The organism is Streptomyces auratus (assembly GCF_050433025.1).
Classification (GTDB): Bacteria; Actinomycetota; Actinomycetes; order Streptomycetales; family Streptomycetaceae; genus Streptomyces; species Streptomyces sioyaensis.
The window spans coordinates 1,092,176-1,109,074 of sequence record NZ_JBNGCB010000001.1; the positions used below are offsets into that span (position 1 = coordinate 1,092,176).

The following is a 16,899-nucleotide window of genomic DNA, read 5'->3' on the forward strand; positions in this document are numbered from 1 at the left end:
CCGTTCCGCGGTCAGCCGCGCAGCTCCCCCTGCGTGCCCCGCTGCCCGTCCAGTATGGCGGGGGAACGGCGGAGCTTGTAGGGCGCTGGGCGGGTGTCGGGGCCGAGTCGCCGGACGGCGCGCAGGATGTGCCGGGGCGGGAGCTGCCAGCGGAGCCTTGCGGGAAGAGCGCGCAGCAGGCGGCCGGTGGCGCACAGCCGGCGGGTGACGGCGGCGGGCGGGGGTGCGGGGAGCCCGTAGAGGTCGTGTGCGTACGCCGGGAGTGCGCCGTAGGCGAGGCGGGCCACCCGCTGCCACAGCAGTGCGCGGGCCGGCCAAAGCACCGCCGGGGTCGGCGGCCGGCGCAGAAAGGCGGCCACCTCGCGGGCCTCCGGGGTGAGCGCCAACTCGGGCCGTACGCGGGCGAAGTAGGCGGCGAGTGCGGCCCGGTCGCCCGGTACGGCGGCCGGGTCGAGGCCGACGAGCCGGGCGCTCTCGCGTTGTTCGGTGAGGTAGGCGTCGGCTGCGTCGTCGCCGACCGGGCAGCCGGAGCGGCGCAGGACGTGGAGATAGGAGTCGACCTCCGCACAGTGCACCCACAGCAGCAGTTCCGGCTCGTCGACGCGGTAGCGTGCGCCGCCGGCCGGATCGGCGGCGGTCAGCCGGCGGTGGATCCGGCGGACCCGGGCGCCGGCCCGTTCGGCGTCCTCGGTGGTGCCGTAGGTGACGGTGCCGACGAAATCGGCGGTCCGCAGCAGCCGGCCCCAGGCGTCGCGGCGGAAGTCCGAGTTCTGCAGCACGCCGCGGACCGCGCGGGGGTGCAGCGCCTGGAGGTACAGCGCGCGGACGCCGGCGATCCACATCATCGGGTCGCCGTGCAGCTGCCAGGTCACCGAGCGGGGCCCGAACAGCCCCGGGTCGTCCGTGGACACCTCAGCTCACCTCCCGTTGCCGGATCAGCGCCGTACGCGGGGCATCCCGAGGCCGAGCCACGAGATGATCTCGCGCTGGATCTCGTTGTTGCCGCCGCCGAAGGTGAAGATCACGGCGGAGCGGTAGCCACGTTCCAGCTCGCCGTGGAGCACCGCCCCGGCCGAGCCCTCCTTGAGCGGGCCCGCGGACCCGACGACCTCCATCAGCCAGGCGTAGGCGTCCCGCCGGGCCTCGGAGCCGTAGACCTTGACCGCGGAGGCGTCCTGCGGGGTCAGGGTGCCGTGCTGGAGCGCGTCGACCATCTGCCAGTTCAGCAGCTTCATGGCATCCAGTCTGGTGTGGGTACGGGCCAGCCGTCCACGCACCCAGCCCAGGTCGATCACCCGGCGGCCGTCGCTGAGCTTGGTGCCGGCGGCCCAGCGCTGGACGTTGTGCAGGGCGCGGATGGCCATGGTGCCGTGGGCGGCGAGGGTGACCCGCTCGTGGTTGAGCTGGTTGGTGATGATCCGCCAGCCCTTGTTCTCCTCGCCGACGCGGCGGGAGGCCGGGACGGTGATGTGCTCGTAGTAGCTGGCGGTGGTGTCGTGCGAGGCGAGGGTGTTGATCAAGGTGCAGGAGTAGCCGGGGTCGCTGGTGGGGACCAGCAGCATGGTGATGCCCTTGTGGGGCGGGGCGTCAGGGTCGGTGCGTACGGCGAGCCACACCCAGTCCGCGGTGTCGCCGTTGGTCGTCCAGATCTTCTGCCCGTCGACGACGTAGTGGCCGCTCGCCTCGTCGCCTTCGCGGACGGCGCGGGTCTTGAGGGCGGCCAGGTCGGTGCCGGCGTCCGGTTCGCTGTAGCCGATGGCGAAGTCGAGCTCCCCGGAGAGGATCCGGGGAAGGAAGTACGCCTTCTGTTCGTCGGTGCCGTACTGCATGAGCGTGGGCCCGACGGTGTTCAGCGCCATCAGCGGCAGCGGCACACCCGCCTGGGCGGCCTCGTCGAAGAAGAGGAACTGCTCCATCGGGGACATCCCGCGGCCGCCGAACTCCTTGGGCCAGCCGACGCCGAGCCAGCCGTCGGCCCCCAGCCTTCGCACGGTCTCACGGTAGAAGCGCTTCTGGGCGGCGGGGGCGGCATACCGTGCCGCGGCGTCCTCCGGCACCAGCCGGGCGAAGTACGTGCGCAGTTCGGTGCGCAACTGCTGCTGCTCGGGGGTGTATTCGAGGTGCACGGCCCCTCCAGTTCGTCCGCTCCGGTCGTCCGGCCCGGGGGCGGCCCGGGAAGCTGACGGGTCGTCGGCTGCCGGATCGAGGGGCACAGTAGAACTTGTTCCAGAAATACGGAAGGGTGCGCGGACCGGCCGCGGACACACGAAGGCCCGGCCCGGCACCTCCGCGGCACCGGACCGGGCCTTCCCCGGGCTCCATCAGCCCACGGCGTGCTTCGCCGGGTTGCTCGGCTGCAGCCGATGGTGCTGCACGTCCTTGCAGTACTTGACGAATCCGCTGTTGGTCACGTACTTCGCCGAGACCCAGGCCGGCCGCTCGCTGCGCGTCAGATACCAGACGGAGTTGCCGCGGACGTTCTGGGTGCGCACCTTGCACACCAGGCCGACCTGCGCGCGGTGACGGAGGTAACCCCGCACGGAGGAGTCCGTGCTGGGGTACTGACGCTGACTCAGACCCGCCTTGGCGGTGACGACGCCATAGGGCTTGAGGGGTCCGGGCGCCGCCTGGGCCGGGGCCGCGAACAGCGTCGCACCGACGGCGACGGCTGCGGCCAGTGCGCCCGCGCCGGCCGCGAGCTCTTTACCTCGGGCCACGAGGTTTTCGGTCGTGGACATAGGGGGTCTCCTGTTCTTGACACGCAATGCCACCCATTGGTGCACAGCCGGACATTACGCGCACTTCATCCCCGGAATGTGGTGAAACGACGAACAGGCAGCCAATCGTGTGACAGTGCAAGGGTCGCCGGGTGACGAGGCGTCATCGGCGCGCGTCCGGACCCGAGTCGACGCCGGTCAGCCCTCGGCACCGGCGCGGTGGATCCCGAAGGAGCCCCCCTGGGGATCCCGGATCACCGCGACCCGCGGACCGTCGGGGACGTCCGTCGGGGGCACCAGCAGCATGCCTCCCGACTCCGCGGCCCGCGCCGCCGTCTCGTCCACGTCGGCGACCGCGAAGTACGGCAGCCAGTGCGCCCGCACGTCGTCCGGGTAGAACTCGTCCAGTGCGCTCAGCCCGCCGAAGTCGGCGCCGTCGATGCCCCACTGCGGGTAGTCCGCGTGGGCGCCGACGGTCCAGCCGAAGACCCGGGTGTAGAAGGCCTTGGCGGCCTCGGCGTCCCGGGTGGCGAGCTCGACCCAGCCGAGCGAGCCGGGCGCGTTGAGGAGGGCGGCGCCGGCGAAGGAACGGGCCTGCCAGAGCGAGAACACCGCGCCCTCCGGATCGGCCAGCACGGCGAAGCGGCCCAGGTCGAAGACGTCCATCGGCCCCATCAGCTGCCGCCCGCCCGCCTCGGTGACCGCCGCGGCCTGCGCATCGGCGTCCCGCGTCGCGAACGACACGGTCCAGGCGGTCGGCTGCCCGGGGGCGTAGAGCGGGGTCAGCGCGGCGACCGGGGCGGCGCCCAGGTACAGCGTGGTGTAGCCGCCCGCCTCCTGGCGCGGGTCGGTCTCGGCGCGCCAGCCGAAGACCTGGCGGTAGTACACCTTGGCGGCATCCACGTCCGAGGTGCCCAGCTCCACCCAGCAGGGCGCACCGGGAGTGGGCTCAGTGATCTTCACGGTGTGTTCCGTCCTCCGCGCCGGGCCGTGGCGGACGGGGCTGCGCATGCGTCCGTCCGCTGCCGATCGGTAGCCGTACGCTGCCGATGGTCCGACGGGTGCGACCGGGCCGCAACCGGAGGGGGCGGGACCGGCCCCTGGTGCGGCGTCGCCCGGGCCGCGGCTCAGGGGCCGTCCGCGCGCAGCCGGCGCAGGGTGCCGTGCGGGGCGTCGGGGGCGAAGGCCTCGGCGAGGGCGTCGGCGGCGGCCTCGGCGGCGCGCGCGGCGCGGGGCAGCATGGCCGCCTCGTAGGCAGCGAGCGCCGCGTCGGCATCGCGGTCCCCGGCGAGCGCCCGGGCGAGTTCACCGCCGTCGAGCAGCGCGAGGCCGGCACCCTCGGCGGCGAACGGCGCCATCAGGTGCGCGGCGTCGCCCAGCAGGGTCAGGCCCGGGGTGGCGGTCCAGGTGTGCGGGACGGGCAGGGCGAACAGCGGCCGGTTGCGGAAGCCGCCGTCGTGGTCCCGGAGCAGCGCCAGCAGCCGGTCGTCCCAGCCCGCGAAGGCGTCGAGCAGCACCTCGCGGACCGCTTCGGTGTCCGCCATCGTCACCCCGGCCTCCAGCGCCCAGTCCTGGGAGCCGCGGAAGGCGGCCTGGACGTGCAGGCGGCCGTTGCCGTGGCGCCGGGCGATCAGGCCCTTGCCGGCGGAGAGCGCCAGCAGGGTGCCGGCACCGACCAGGCGGGCGAGCCGCGGATGGCGGGCGTCGGCGTCCTCGAACCCGGCCTCGACGAAGGTGACGCCGCAGTAGTGGGGGGTGGCGTCGGACAGGACCGGACGCACCCGGGACCAGGCGCCGTCGGCGCCGATGACCACATCGAAGGTCTCGGTGTGACCGTCGTCGAACTCGGCGGTGTGGCGGCCGTCGCCGAGCGGGTGCAGGGTGCGCAGATAGCTGCCCCAGCGCAGGGTTCCGGGGGGCAGGGATGCCAGCAGCAGCCGGCGCAGCGCGCCCCGGCCGATCTCGGATCCGCCGGTTTCGGCGGGGGCCGGAGCCTGCCGGAAGAGCTCCGTCGCGGTGTGGTCGAGCAGCCGCAGCTCCTGGCCCGCCGGGCGGGCGAGCGCGGCGAACTCCTCCTGGAGACCGGCCGCGCGCAGCGCTTCCTGACCGGTCGTCAGCCACAGCTCCGGCACGCCGTGCCGGTCCGGCGCGGCGACGGAGGGGTCCTGCTCGAACACGGTGACCGGCAGCCCGTTGCGCCGCAGCACGCGGGCGCAGAGGAGCCCGCCGGGACCGGCGCCGATGAGGGCGATACGGGGCGGGGCGGGGTTCATGGCGCTCCTCGGCTGAGCGAAACGGCAGCCCCCTGGCCAGAAAAGCACAGTGGCCCACCGGGTGCAGCACGGCGCCGTCCGCTGCCCGCCCGCAGGCTCCGCATACCGGGGCGCCGGCGGGGAGGCGCGCGTGGGCGGGCGGGGCGGTGGGTAGGTCGTCCCAGGTCGGGGGCGGTGAGGGCCTGTTGAGGGAGCGTCGGCCCGACAAAAGGGAAAGTTGGTCACTTCTACGGAACCACGCTTGCATAATTAGGTATGCCTAACCTAACGTAGCGACGCGTGTCGACGACCAAACCATCTGCCACCGCACCCGCTGTGCCCGATGCGCCGCCCGCCGCGCACCTCCTGCGGCGTGTCCCGCTGCTCGTGGTCGGGCTCGGAGCGCTGGCGCTCTGTGCCGCCCTCAGCCTCGCCCTCGGTACCCGGTCCGTACCGCTGTCCACCGTCTGGGACGCGCTGACCGGCGCCACCCACGGACGGGACGCCCTCGTGGTGACGGGACTTCGGCTGCCGCGCACGCTGATCGGCCTCGCGGTCGGCGCGGCGCTCGGGGTCGCCGGAGCGGTCGTCCAGGGCATCACCCGCAATCCGCTCGCCGACCCGACGACGCTCGGCATCAACGCGGGTGCGGGCTTCGCGGTGGTCACCGCGATCTACGCACTGCATCTGACCCAACCCGTCCAGTACATCTGGTTCGCCTTCGCGGGCGCCGCGGCCGCCGCGCTGTTCGCCCAGGCGCTGGCGCGCCGCGCCGGTGACCTGGATCCGGTGCGCCTGGCGCTCGGCGGCACCGTCCTGCAACTCGTCCTGCTGTCCTGGACGTCGACGGTCATGCTGGCCAGCAAGCGGTCGCTGGACGAGGCGCGGTTCTGGCTGGCCGGTTCGCTGGCCGAACGCCCGCTGGCGGTGCTCTACCCGGTGCTGCCGACCCTGCTGATCGGGCTGGTCCTCGCGCTGGCCATCGCCCCGGCCCTCAACGCGCTGGCGCTGGGCGACGATTCGGCGCAGGCGCTGGGCGTACCGGTCTCCCGGATCCGCAGCGCCGGCGGGCTGGCCGTCGTCCTGCTCGCCGGCTCCGCGGTGGCGGTGGCCGGTCCGCTCGCCTTCATCGGGCTGGCCGCTCCGCATCTGGTCCGCCAGCTGCTGCGCACCTCCGACCACCGGATCGTGGTCCCCGGCGCTCTGCTGGCCGGCCCGCTGCTGCTGCTCACCGCCGACATCCTCGGACGGATCGTCATCCGCCCGTCCGAATTGCAGGTCGGCATCATCAGCGCGTTCCTCGGCGCGCCGCTGCTGGCGCTGCTGGCCCGGAAGGTGGCCCGATGAACGGCTTCGTACGCGGTGCCGCGCCGCACGGTGCGGCGACGGACGTCGGCCGCCGGACCGGCCGGGGCCCCGCGCGCGGGCGCACCGCGCTGACCGCCGTCGTCGGTCTCGTGGTGCTCTGCGCCCTGGTGACGGTGTCCGTGGCCAACGGTGACCTGGCGCTGCCGCCCGCCGACGCGGTCCAGGGCCTGTTCGGGCTCGGCGACTCCGCGACGGTGCTGGTGGTCCAGGAGTTCCGGGCCCCGCGCATGGTCGCGGCGATCGTCGCGGGGGCGGGGCTGGCGGTGGCCGGCGCCCTGCTCCAGCGGCTGTTCCGCAATCCGCTCGCCTCGCCCGACGTCATGGGGGTGACCGGCGGCGCCTCGTTCGGGGCGGTGGCGATGCTGGCCGCCGGGGCCTCGCAGGCCCTGATGCCGCTGGCCGCGCTCGGCGGCGGGTTGCTCGCCGCGGTGCTGCTCGGGGTGTTCGGCTGGCGCGGCGGGGTCAGCGTGACCCGCCTGGTGCTGGTCGGTCTCGCCGTACAGGCCGGCCTGTCCGCAGCGGTGAGCTTCATGGTCGTCAGCTTCCCCACCGAGCTGGCGGGGTCGGCCCTGCAGTGGACGACCGGCTCGGTGTACGGGCGGACCTGGCCCGAAGTGTGGTCCGCGGGTGGGGCGGTGGCGCTGGGCCTGGTCGTCGCCTTCGCGCTGCACCGCCGGCTCGCCGTCCTCGACCTGGGCGACGACTCGGCCGGCGCGCTCGGCCTGCGCACCCACTCCGCCCGGCTGCAGGTCCTGGTCATCGCGATCGTGCTGGCCTCGCTGGCCGCCGCGCTCACCGGACCGGTCGCCTTCGTCGCGCTGGCCGTCCCGCACATGGTGCGGTTCCTCGCCGGGCCGCCGACCGCCGGGACGCTGGCGCTGTCCGGCCTCGCCGGTGCCGTGCTGCTGCTCGCCTCCGACCTCGTGGCGCAGTATCTGCTGCCGGTCGGCGGGCTGCCGGTCGGAGTGGTCACCGCCACTCTGGGCGCGCCATGGCTGCTGGTGCTGATGATCCGTCAGAGCAGTTCCGTGAACAGGAGTGTCCGATGACCGCCAATCAGCTTTCCACCCACGGACTCGATCTGCGCTACGGCGACCGGCTGATCGTCGGCGGCCTGGATCTGGTGCTGCCCGGCGGCGCCGTGACCGCCGTCGTGGGGCCCAACGCCTGCGGCAAGTCGACTCTGTTGCGCGGGCTGACCCGGCTGCTGGCGCCGGCCGCCGGCACCGTCGCGCTGGACGGCGCCGATATCCACCGGATGCCGGCCCGGGCGCTGGCCCTGCGGATGGGGCTGCTCCCCCAGCAGCCGGTCACCCCCGACGCGATCACCGTCGAGGCGCTGGTACGGCTCGGCCGCTACCCCCACCAGCGGCTGCTGAGCCCCTGGTCGGCGGCGGACCAGCAGGCGGTGGAGGAGGCGCTGCGGCGCACCGGCACGCTTCAGCTGCGCGATCAGCCCGTCGACCAGCTCTCCGGCGGTCAGCGGCAGCGCGCCTGGATCGCGCTCGCGCTGGCCCAGGACACCGATCTGCTGCTGCTCGACGAGCCGACCACCTTCCTGGATCTGCGGCACCAGCTCGATGTCCTCGACCTGGTCGCCGCGCTGCACGCCGAGGCGGACCGCACCGTGGTGATGGTGCTGCACGACCTCGGACAGGCCGCCCGTTACGCGGATCACCTCGTGGTCCTCAAGGACGGGCGGCTGGCGGCGGCCGGCGCCCCGGCGGACGTCCTCGACGCGGAGCTGGTCAAGTCCGTGTTCGACGTGGACTGCCGGGTGATCCCCGACCCCGAGACCGGCACCCCGCTGGTCGTCCCGAAGAGCAGCGCGAAACGGCACACCGCCGTCACCGTCTGACCGCCTCCCCCACGGGCGTTTGCTCGCTCCCTCCGCTCCCGTCAAGGAAGACACCCTCATGCTGACCAGAATCCCCCTCCGCGCCACCACCCGCCGGCTGCCGGCCGCGCTGCTCACCGTCGCCCTGGGCGCCACCGCCCTGACCGCCTGCGGCGGCGGCACCAAGGCCGGCGACGACGCGGCGCAGGGCAAGGCCGGCGCCGGCTTCCCCCGTACCGTCAAGAGCGCCATGGGCGGCGAGGTGAAGATCCCCGCCAAGCCGAAGCGCGTGGTCGTCCTGGACACCGGCGAGCTGGACGACGTCACCACCCTCGGCGTCAAGCCCGTCGGCGCGGTCTCGCCGCACATGAAGACCGAGGGCGGCTTCCCCACCTACCTCAAGGACGAGATCGGCGGCGTCAAGGACGTCGGTCCGCTGCTGGAGCCCAACCTCGAAAAGATCATCTCCCTGAAGCCCGATCTGATCCTGTCCTCCAAGGTCCGGCACGAGAAGATCTACGACAAGCTCCGGGCCATCGCGCCGACCGTCTTCACCGAGACCACCGGCGGCCCCTGGAAGGCCAATCTGAAGGTCCACGCCAAGGCGCTGGGGCTGGAGAAGGAGGCTGACCGGAAGCTGACGGAGTACCAGACCCGGGCCAAGGCGCTGGGCGCGGCCATCAAGAAGAAGTACCACGGCACGATGCCCTCGGCCTCGGTCGTGCGCTTCGTCGCCGGCCCGACCCGCCTCTACCAGAAGTCCTCCTACAGCGGTGTGGTCCTCGACGACATCGGCCTGGCCCGCCCGAAGTCGCAGAGCTCCACCGACCCGGCCAAGACCATGCTCGACGTCAGCCCGGAGCAGATCGACAAGGCCGACGCGGACCTGGTGTTCGTGGCCTCCGCGGACGCGCCGGGCAAGACCCAGCAGAAGGACGTCACGTCCAACCCGGTCTGGAAGGACCTGCCGGCCGTCAAGCAGCACAAGGTCTTCGATGTGCCGGACGAGACGTGGATGTCCGGCATCGGCATCCAGGCCGCCGAGCACATGCTCGCGGACGTGGCGAAGGCCACCGGGGTGCCGCTGCCGAAGGGCTGACCCCCTGGGGTGGCCCCTCCCTGCCGGGGCCGCCCCTCTCCTGCCCCTCCTGCTCCCCCACCGTCGACCCCGAAGGGGCCCGCTCATGCGGATGTATCTGCTCGCCCTCAACCCCACCGACTCGGTCACCGAGGGGTTCCTGCCGGCCGCCGCCCGCCTCGGCCTCGACGTCACGATCCTGACGGACCAGCCACCGGCGCACAGGGACGTACCCGCGCAGACCGAGGTCCTGGAGTGCGACGTCCATGACTTCCGCGCCGTCATCAACCGGATAGCCACCCACCACCGCCCCGACGCGGTGTTCACCAACAGCGACCATCTGCAGACCCAGGCCGCCCTGGCCGCCGACTACTTCGGACTGCCCGGCAAGGACTGGCGGGCCGCGCTGCGCGCCAAGAACAAGGGCGAGATGCGGCGCCACCTGGCCGCCGCGGGCCTGGACGCGGTGCGGTCCATGGAGCTCGCCGCCGGGCAGGACCCGTCCGCGTTCGCCGCCGCCGACCTGCCCTACCCCGTGGTCCTCAAGCCCCGCGAGGGCGTGGCGAGCGAGGACGTGATCCTGGCCGGGGACGCCGAGGAACTGGTGGCGCTCGCCAAGGAGATCCAGGCCCGGCGCCCCGACGCGGCGCTGCTGGCCGAGGAGTTCCTGGCCGGCGAGCTGTACACGCTGGAGACCCTGGGCGACGGCCGGGTGCGGCATGTCCTGGGCGGTTTCCACACCACCATGTCCGCGCCGCCCGTCTTCATCGAGGAGCGGCTGGACTTCGTCGCCGCCCCGCCGGAACCCGTGGTCGCCCAGGTCTCTACCCAACTCGACGCGCTGGGCATCGGGCTGGGCGCCGCGCACACCGAGTTCGTGGTGCACGAGGGCCGGGCGCGGCTCATCGAGGTGAACTACCGCGTCATCGGCGACCAGTGCGACCTGCTGCTCGCCCGGGCCCTGGGCATCGAGCTGTTCGAGCACATCCTGCGGGCGCATCTGGGCGAGCCGCTGCCCGCGGACCTCGGTGCCCGGCGCGACGGCGCGGGCCGGGTGGACTACGCCCTCGCCGACCGGGCCGGCACGCTCACCGCGGCGCCCACCGCCACCGACCGGACGGTGGACGGCGTACGGCTGTCGTACCGGCCGCTGCGCGACCTCGGCGAAGCGCACCCCTACTACGGCACCAACCGCGACTACATCGGCGTACTGCGGGTCACCGGCACCGACCGCGGCGCCGTGGACCGGGTGGCGGACGACTTCGTCGCCGCGGAGCGCTGGGAGATCACCCCTTGAACACCGCACTCGCCACCACCGAGGACCCCGCCACGCACCGGACCGACGACCCGGCCGGGGCGGCGGAAGAGGCCGAGCTGCTGGTGCGCGTCCTGGGTGCGCTGCTGCGGGAGGACGTCGTCGGCCTGCGCACCCGCGGCACGCTGCTGGAACGGCCGGACGGGCACTGGCTGCGGCTCCCCGCGGGCCCCGCCGCCGGCACCCTGCTGCTGCCGCTCGCCGAGGACGGCTACCAGAGCGCGTACACCGCCCGGCTGCCGCTCCTGGTCCGCGAGTCCGACGGGGCCAGGCTGACCACGCTCGACGAGGTCGGCACCGCGCTGCGCGACCTCGCCGACCCGGCCGACCAGGGCGGCTTCGACGCCCTCGCCGAGGAATGCCGCCAGACCCTGGCGACGATGCGGCTGCACACCCGGACCCGGCACGAGGCCGACGCCCTCCTGACGAACCGCCACGGCAGCGATCCCGGCGCCTGGCAGGGCCTGGCCGGCGGCCTGGCGTACGACACGCTGGCCGCCCGGACCGACCACCCCGTCTACCCCACCGCCCGCGGCCGCTCCGGCCTCGACGAGGACCAACTGCGCGCGTACGCACCGGAGTTCCGCCCCGAGTTCGCACTGCGCTGGCTCGCCCTGCCGCGTGCGGAGGTCACCGTGCCGGGCGGCGCGGCGGCGCTGCCCGGCTGCTGGCCGACACCCGGGGAGCTGGGCCTGCGCCACCTCGACGAGAGCCATCTCGCCTTCCCCGTCCACCCGTTGTCCCTCGGCGATCCGCTGGACGGCGCGCTGCGCCGGGCCGGTCTGGAGGGCGCGGCGGTGCTGTCCGACCGCGAGCTGCGCACCGCGGTTCCGACGCTGTCGATGCGTGCCGTGGCGCTCGATGCCGACCCGCGGCTGCACCTGAAGCTGCCGCTGGCCACCGCCACGCTGGGGCTGCGCAACCGGCGCACCATCAAGCCGGGCACGCTCGTCGACGGCGCGGCGGGCCAGCGGCTGCTGGAGACCGTGCTCGCCCGCGAGCCACGGTTCGCCGCGGCGATCCTCCAGGCCGACGAGACCTGCTACGCGCACGCCGGGGACGAGCTGCTGGCCGTGCTGTGCCGCCGCTACCCGGCCGGCCTGGACCACAGCGCCGTCGTGCCGATGGCCGCGCTGCTGAGCCGGGCACCGGGCGGGCGGCTGGTGATCGACCACCTCGCGGACCGCTTCTACGGCGGCGACCCGCTCGCCCTGCTCGATGCCTGCCTCACCCTGCTCTTCGACTGGCAGACCACCCTCTTCGGCTACGGCATCGCGCTCGAATCCCACCAGCAGAACATCTCGCTGGTGCTGGACCGGGCCACCGGCGGCACCCGGCTGCGGCTGCTGTTCAAGGACAACGACGGGCCACGCATCAACACCGTCCGGCTGCGGGAGACCCTGGGCGACGACGCCCCGGACCCCGCCGGCTTCGCCGACCCACGGATCTTCGCCGGGAGCGACCGGCCGGTGCTGGACCTGTTCACCACCATCACCGTCCATCTGTGCGCGGGCTCGTACGCCTTCGGCCTCGCCCGGCACGGGCGCGCCCCGCTGGCTCGGCTGCTGGGCCTGGTCCGCGACCGGCTCGCCGAGGCCGTCGAGCGGCTGGGTACCGGGCCGCACGAGCCGGGCGCCGCGCTGCGCGCCCATGTCCTTGACGCGCCGGAGCTTCCGGTGAAGGCGATGGTCAGCGCCGGGACGCTGCTGTCCAAGGAGCGCTCGGGGGCCGCCGACATCAACAAGCACTACACCACCGGACCCAACTATCTGCTGCCTACGGGGGCTTCCCGATGAGCACCGCCACCTCCCGCCGGACCGAGCCGGCGGTCGTCGAGACCAAGGCCCGTCCGGCCCTCGCGCGCCGCCAGGTGCACGCCGTGGCCGGCTGCTACTTCGTGGCCTCGTTCGCCGCCCTCGGCCTGCCGCCGTACCTCACCGAAGTCCTGCCCGAGCTGGGCGACGGCGCCGCCCGCTGGGCCGGTCTGCTCTATGTCGTCCCCACCCTGTTCGGCGCCCTCGGCGCCCCGCTGTGGGGGCGGCTGGCCGACCGCTTCGGCCGTAAACGCCTGCTGCTGCGGGCGCAGTTGGGGCTGGCGGCGGCGTTTCTGCTGGCCGGCTGGGCCGACTCGCTCGCCACGTTCGCCGCGGCGCTGGTCGTCCAGGGCGTCCTCGGTGGCACCTTCGCCGCGTCGAACGGCTATCTGGGAGCGGCCCTGGAAGGCCATGCGCTGTCCCGGGCCCTGACGCTGATGCAGGGCAGCGCGCGGGCGGCGCTGGTCTTCGCGCCGATCGTGGTCGGCGCGCTGACGCCATGGCTGTCGCCGCACCGCCAGTACGCCCTGCTGGCCGTACTGCCGCTGGCCGCGGCCCTGATGCTGGCGAAGCTCCCGGAGCCGGCCACCGACCCGGTCGGCGCGGTGCAGGGGGACGGTACCGCCCCGGGCGCCGAGGTCACGGACCCGGCCGATCCGGTGCCGACCGGACCGGTGCCGGCCGGGTACACCCCGGACGCCCGCCCGCTGCGCGCCCTCTACGCCCTGGAGTTCGCGTTCGTCTTCTCCACCGTCATCTCCTTCCCCTACCTGATCTCCCTCATCTCCCAGCAGCTGCCGGGGACCGGGCCGCTGGTGTCCGGTGTGCTGTTCGCCCTGCCGCACCTGTGCTATCTGGTCGCGGCGATGGGCGTGCACCGCGCCTTCCGCACCCGCCCCCGCACCGGGATCGCCCTCGGCTTCGGCTGTATAGCGGCCGGCCTGGCCGGGCACGGCCTCGCCGGCTCGCTCGCCTCCTTCATCGCCGTACGTCTGGTGCTGGGCGCCGGGCTCACCCTCGGCCTGGTGTGCCTGTCCGTGCTGGCCGCCGACTGCGCCAAGGGCCGTGCCCCCGGCGGGCTGTTCGGCTCGATCGAGTTCTTCTCCAAGGCCGGCGCGGTCGCCGCGGGCGTGGCGGCCACCGCCGGCAACGACTGGTTCGGTCCGGTCGCCCCGCTGCTGACCGGCACCGCGATAGCCGTGGCCACCGGACTCGCGACCGCCGCCCCCCTCCTCGCCCGTACTCTCCGCACCCGCAGGAGCCCCCGATGCCCTCGCTGACCAATTCGCCCGACACCGCCCCGGTGACCGCCGCCCCCACCGGCCTGCCCACCGCCGACCAGGCCGTGGCACACACCCTGCTCAACTGTCTGCTGCGGGAGGTCTCCGGCCCCGAGCACCAGACCGCCGTCGACGACGGGCGGCTGCTGATCCGGCTGCCGCGCCGCGGTGTGCTGCTGCGCGTCGCGCTGCGCCGTACCTCGCTGCTGGGCGCGCACCGCTTCACCGGCCCGGTGTCCGAGCAGACCGACGGCGGCTGGGCGGAGGTCGGCTGGCGGCAGCTGGCCGAGTACGCGCACGCCGAGCTGTCGCTGCGCACCGGGGTGCACAACGAGGAGTTCCTGGCCCAGATCGCCTCCAGCCACCAGGCCGTGTCCGCCGCGCTCGCCTCGCGTGTGGCGGGCCCGGCCGCCGGGGAGTACACCGCGGAGGACTGGCAGGCCGCCTATGTCGCCTCCGAGCAGTCGCTGCTCTTCGGCCACCGCTTCCACCCGACCCCGAAGGCCCGCACCGGCGACCCCACCGCCTGGCAGTCGTACGCCCCCGAGACCGGCGCCGCCTTCCCGCTGCTGCTGCTCGCGGTGCGGGACGAGCTGATCGCCGAGGAGTCCTGCGCGGACGGCGCCACCGCGGTGCTGGACGCGCTGCACCCCGACGTCCCGGACGGCTACCGGCTGCTGCCCGTCCACCCCTGGCAGTACGAGCTGCTGCGCGACCACGCGGGCCTGCAAGAGGCGCTGGAGCGCGGCGACATCCGCGACCTGGGCAGCGGCCGGACGCCGTTCGCCGCCACCGCGTCCGTCCGCACGCTCTACAACGGTGCCGCCTTCCTCAAGTTCAGCCTGAATGTGCGGATCACCAACTGCCTCCGGAAGAACGCGAGTTACGAGCTGTCCGGGGCGGTGGCGCTCACCCGGCTGCTGGCGCCGCAGCTCACCGACCTCGCCACCCGCTTCCCGGGCAGCGCGGTGCTCCAGGAGCCCGCCTACCGCAGCCTGGCGCTGCCCGGCGCCGACGGCCGCCCGGCCACCGAGCTGCTCGAAGGGTTCGGCGTCATCGTCCGCGAGGGGCTGTCCCAGCGGCTGCTGCCCGGCACCACCCCGCTGCTGGCGGCCGCCGTCGCCGACGAGTACCCCACCGGACCGGCGCATGTCTCTCGGCTGCTGGCGGGGGCCGGCCCGCAGGCCGCGCTGGAGTGGTGGGCCGCCTACCTCGGTCTGCTGCTCCCGCCGGTGCTCGCCGCCTACTTCGACCACGGGCTGGTGCTGGAGCCGCATCTGCAGAACGTCCTGGTCTGCGTCGACGGCGACGGGATGCCCGCGCAGGTCCTCTTCCGCGACCTGGAGGGCACCAAGCTCGTCCCCGAACACCACACCGAGCTGCTGGCCTCGCTGCCGGAGCAGGTGGCGGCACCGATGACGTACGACGCCCAGCGCGGCTGGGACCGCGTGGTGTACTGCCTGCTGGTCAACCATGTCGCCGAGATGCTCGCCGCGCTCGCCGATCTGCACCCGGACACCGAGACGGAGCTGTGGGCGCAGGTCCGCCGCACCCTGCAGACCCACGCGGACCGCTACGGCTGCCCGCCGCGGCTGGCCGCCCTGCTGGCCGGTGTCCCGCTGCCCGCCAAGGCCAATCTGCTCACCCGCTGGGAGCGCAAGGCCGACCGGGAAGCCGGGTATGTGCGACTGCCCTCGCCGCTGGCCGAAGCCGTGCTGTCGGGCGCTTCACGTACCGACGACACAACCCCCTGGAGCGCCCGATGACCACCCCGAGCCCCGCCCTTCCCCCCACGGTCCGCGACCGCGTCCGTTCCCTCGCGTCCGAGGAACTGCCCGCCTACGTCTACGACCTGCCCGCGCTGCGCACGCATCTGGCCGAGGTACGGGCCGCGCTGCCCGGGCGCGTCGAGCTGTACTACGCGGCCAAGGCCAACCCGGAGCCGGAGATCCTGGGGGCGCTGCGCCCGTACGTGGACGGCTACGAGGTCTCCTCGGGCGGCGAGCTGGCACATGTCGCCAAGGCCGTGCCCGGCGCTCCGCTGGCCTTCGGCGGACCGGGCAAGACGCCCGCGGAGATCGTGCGGGGGCTGGAGACCGGCGTGCAGCGCTTCCACGTGGAGAGCGTGTACGAGCTCCACATGCTGGCGAGCCTGGCCGCCCGCCATGTACCGGAGCGCCGGATCGCGGTGCTGGCGCGCTTCAACCTGCCGGTCGACGACGGCTCCCTGGACGGCAGCTCGCTCGCCATGGGCGGCCGCCCGACCCCCTTCGGGCTGGACCCCGACCGGGCCGGTGAGGTCGTCGCCCTGCTCACCGACGGCACCTATCCGCACCTCGAACTCCGCGGCGTCCACGCCCACTTGGCCAGCGGTCTGGCGGCGCCCGAGCAGCTCGCCGTGTCCGAGGCCATCGTGACCTGGGCCGCCGCACTGGCCGCCCGGCACCGCGTCCCGCTGTCCGAGGTGACCATCGGCGGCGGGATGGCCGTCGACTACGCCGCCCCGGAGCGGCGCTTCGACTGGGCCGCCTACGGCGCGGGCCTGGCACGGCTCGCCACCGCCCATCCCGGTCTCACCCTGCGCATCGAGCCGGGGCGGGCGCTGACCGCGTACTGCGGGTGGTACGCGACCGAGGTGCTGGACGTGAAGCGCAGCCACGGCGAGGAGTTCGCCGTGGTGCGCGGCGGCACCCACCACCTGCGCACCCCCGCGACCAAGGGCCATGACCAGCCCTGCACGGTGGTGCCGTCGGAGGCGCCCTGGCCGCACCCCTGGCCGCGGGCGGCGGCGGAGGGCGGCCCGGTCACTGTCACCGGGCAGCTGTGCACCCCCAAGGACGTCCTGGCCCGCGCGGTCCCGGCGCCGGGGCTGCGGGCCGGTGACCGGATGGTGTTCGGGGTCGCCGGCGCGTACGCCTGGAACATCTCGCACCATGACTTCCTCATGCACCCGCGACCCGGTTTCCACTTCCTGGGCGGCGGGGAGGCCGGCCCGGGTGGGGAGGGCTGAGGTACGGGCGGGCAGGGCCGAGGTGCTCCGCCCCGCCGGGGTCCGCCGCCGCGGGTGCCCGGCCCGTCGGGCGCTGCGCGGGCGTCCGGGGCGGACGGCGGGCTGCCGGGGCGGTGGGGGCGGGTCGTACCCGGCCCCGCACAGTCCGGGCCGCGCCCTGCGGCCGGATCATGGCCCCCGCAGCTCAGGGGCGCCGTCCGGCCCTGTGAGCGGGCCCCGCCGGCGGTG

Annotated in this window: 14 protein-coding genes; 9 read left to right on the forward strand and 5 right to left on the reverse strand. The window is 74.2% G+C overall.

Annotated elements, in window-relative coordinates:
* Positions 1-11: 11 nt before the first annotated feature.
* The 5 genes from BKA18_RS04480 to BKA18_RS04500 all read right to left on the reverse strand — a co-directional run bounded on the left by BKA18_RS04480 (position 12) and on the right by BKA18_RS04500 (position 4,990).
* A complete protein-coding gene (locus BKA18_RS04480) occupies positions 12-911 on the reverse strand; it encodes an oxygenase MpaB family protein (protein ID WP_366047449.1) in 900 nt (299 codons plus the stop codon).
* Between the two features lie 24 nt (positions 912-935).
* Positions 936-2,126 (reverse strand): acyl-CoA dehydrogenase family protein, encoded by a 1,191-nt coding sequence (locus BKA18_RS04485; RefSeq protein WP_366047450.1) that lies wholly within the window; start codon positions 2,124-2,126, stop codon positions 936-938.
* Between the two features lie 195 nt (positions 2,127-2,321).
* A complete protein-coding gene (locus tag BKA18_RS04490; RefSeq protein ID WP_006607210.1) occupies positions 2,322-2,738 on the reverse strand; it encodes a hypothetical protein in 417 nt (138 codons plus the stop codon).
* Between the two features lie 177 nt (positions 2,739-2,915).
* On the reverse strand, positions 2,916-3,680 hold the full coding sequence (locus BKA18_RS04495) for a VOC family protein (RefSeq protein ID WP_366047451.1): 765 nt from the start codon (positions 3,678-3,680) through the stop codon (positions 2,916-2,918).
* Between the two features lie 164 nt (positions 3,681-3,844).
* The gene (locus tag BKA18_RS04500; RefSeq protein WP_366047452.1) at positions 3,845-4,990 is read right to left on the reverse strand and encodes an FAD-dependent oxidoreductase; all 1,146 of its coding nucleotides are present in this window, start codon (positions 4,988-4,990) and stop codon (positions 3,845-3,847) included.
* A gap of 315 nt (positions 4,991-5,305) precedes the next feature.
* On the opposite strand from BKA18_RS04500, the gene BKA18_RS04505 reads away from it, so the two are divergent.
* The 9 genes from BKA18_RS04505 (at position 5,306) to BKA18_RS04545 (ending at position 16,671) form a co-directional block, all read left to right on the forward strand.
* Positions 5,306-6,316 carry a FecCD family ABC transporter permease gene (locus BKA18_RS04505; protein ID WP_366047545.1) on the forward strand — a complete coding sequence of 337 codons (1,011 nt, stop codon included), beginning with the start codon at positions 5,306-5,308 and terminating at the stop codon, positions 6,314-6,316.
* Complete coding sequence (locus BKA18_RS04510) at positions 6,313-7,386, forward strand: FecCD family ABC transporter permease (protein ID WP_366047453.1); 1,074 nt, start codon at positions 6,313-6,315, stop codon at positions 7,384-7,386. Before BKA18_RS04505 ends, BKA18_RS04510 begins: the two co-directional genes overlap by 4 nt.
* The gene (locus tag BKA18_RS04515; RefSeq protein ID WP_366047454.1) at positions 7,383-8,195 is read left to right on the forward strand and encodes an ABC transporter ATP-binding protein; all 813 of its coding nucleotides are present in this window, start codon (positions 7,383-7,385) and stop codon (positions 8,193-8,195) included. Before BKA18_RS04510 ends, BKA18_RS04515 begins: the two co-directional genes overlap by 4 nt.
* 58 nt (positions 8,196-8,253) lie before the next feature.
* Positions 8,254-9,273, forward strand: coding sequence for an ABC transporter substrate-binding protein (locus tag BKA18_RS04520; protein ID WP_366047455.1), 1,020 nt, complete (start codon positions 8,254-8,256; stop codon positions 9,271-9,273).
* Between the two features lie 85 nt (positions 9,274-9,358).
* Complete coding sequence (locus tag BKA18_RS04525) at positions 9,359-10,549, forward strand: ATP-grasp domain-containing protein (RefSeq protein ID WP_366047456.1); 1,191 nt, start codon at positions 9,359-9,361, stop codon at positions 10,547-10,549.
* Complete coding sequence (locus BKA18_RS04530) at positions 10,546-12,363, forward strand: IucA/IucC family protein (protein WP_429638153.1); 1,818 nt, start codon at positions 10,546-10,548, stop codon at positions 12,361-12,363. The genes BKA18_RS04525 and BKA18_RS04530 overlap by 4 nt, the downstream gene beginning before the upstream one ends.
* Positions 12,360-13,661, forward strand: coding sequence for an MFS transporter (locus BKA18_RS04535; RefSeq protein WP_366047457.1), 1,302 nt, complete (start codon positions 12,360-12,362; stop codon positions 13,659-13,661). Before BKA18_RS04530 ends, BKA18_RS04535 begins: the two co-directional genes overlap by 4 nt.
* Positions 13,649-15,427: an IucA/IucC family protein gene (locus BKA18_RS04540; RefSeq protein ID WP_366047458.1), complete on the forward strand. Its 1,779-nt coding sequence runs from the start codon at positions 13,649-13,651 to the stop codon at positions 15,425-15,427. The genes BKA18_RS04535 and BKA18_RS04540 overlap by 13 nt, the downstream gene beginning before the upstream one ends.
* Complete coding sequence (locus BKA18_RS04545) at positions 15,424-16,671, forward strand: type III PLP-dependent enzyme (protein ID WP_366047459.1); 1,248 nt, start codon at positions 15,424-15,426, stop codon at positions 16,669-16,671. The genes BKA18_RS04540 and BKA18_RS04545 overlap by 4 nt, the downstream gene beginning before the upstream one ends.
* The last annotated feature ends 228 nt before the right edge of the window (positions 16,672-16,899 follow it).

Bases quoted from the DNA above. Each gene is read 5' to 3' on its own strand.
- BKA18_RS04515 (WP_366047454.1), top strand. From the start codon at position 7,383: ATGACCGCCAATCAGCTTTCCACCCACGGACTCGATCTGCGCTACGGC.
- BKA18_RS04540 (WP_366047458.1), top strand. From the start codon at position 13,649: ATGCCCTCGCTGACCAATTCGCCCGACACCGCCCCGGTGACCGCCGCC.
- BKA18_RS04535 (WP_366047457.1), top strand. From the start codon at position 12,360: ATGAGCACCGCCACCTCCCGCCGGACCGAGCCGGCGGTCGTCGAGACC.
- BKA18_RS04500 (WP_366047452.1), bottom strand. From the start codon at position 4,990: ATGAACCCCGCCCCGCCCCGTATCGCCCTCATCGGCGCCGGTCCCGGC.
- BKA18_RS04510 (WP_366047453.1), top strand. From the start codon at position 6,313: ATGAACGGCTTCGTACGCGGTGCCGCGCCGCACGGTGCGGCGACGGAC.
- BKA18_RS04490 (WP_006607210.1), bottom strand. From the start codon at position 2,738: ATGTCCACGACCGAAAACCTCGTGGCCCGAGGTAAAGAGCTCGCGGCC.
- BKA18_RS04525 (WP_366047456.1), top strand. From the start codon at position 9,359: ATGCGGATGTATCTGCTCGCCCTCAACCCCACCGACTCGGTCACCGAG.
- BKA18_RS04520 (WP_366047455.1), top strand. From the start codon at position 8,254: ATGCTGACCAGAATCCCCCTCCGCGCCACCACCCGCCGGCTGCCGGCC.
- BKA18_RS04545 (WP_366047459.1), top strand. From the start codon at position 15,424: ATGACCACCCCGAGCCCCGCCCTTCCCCCCACGGTCCGCGACCGCGTC.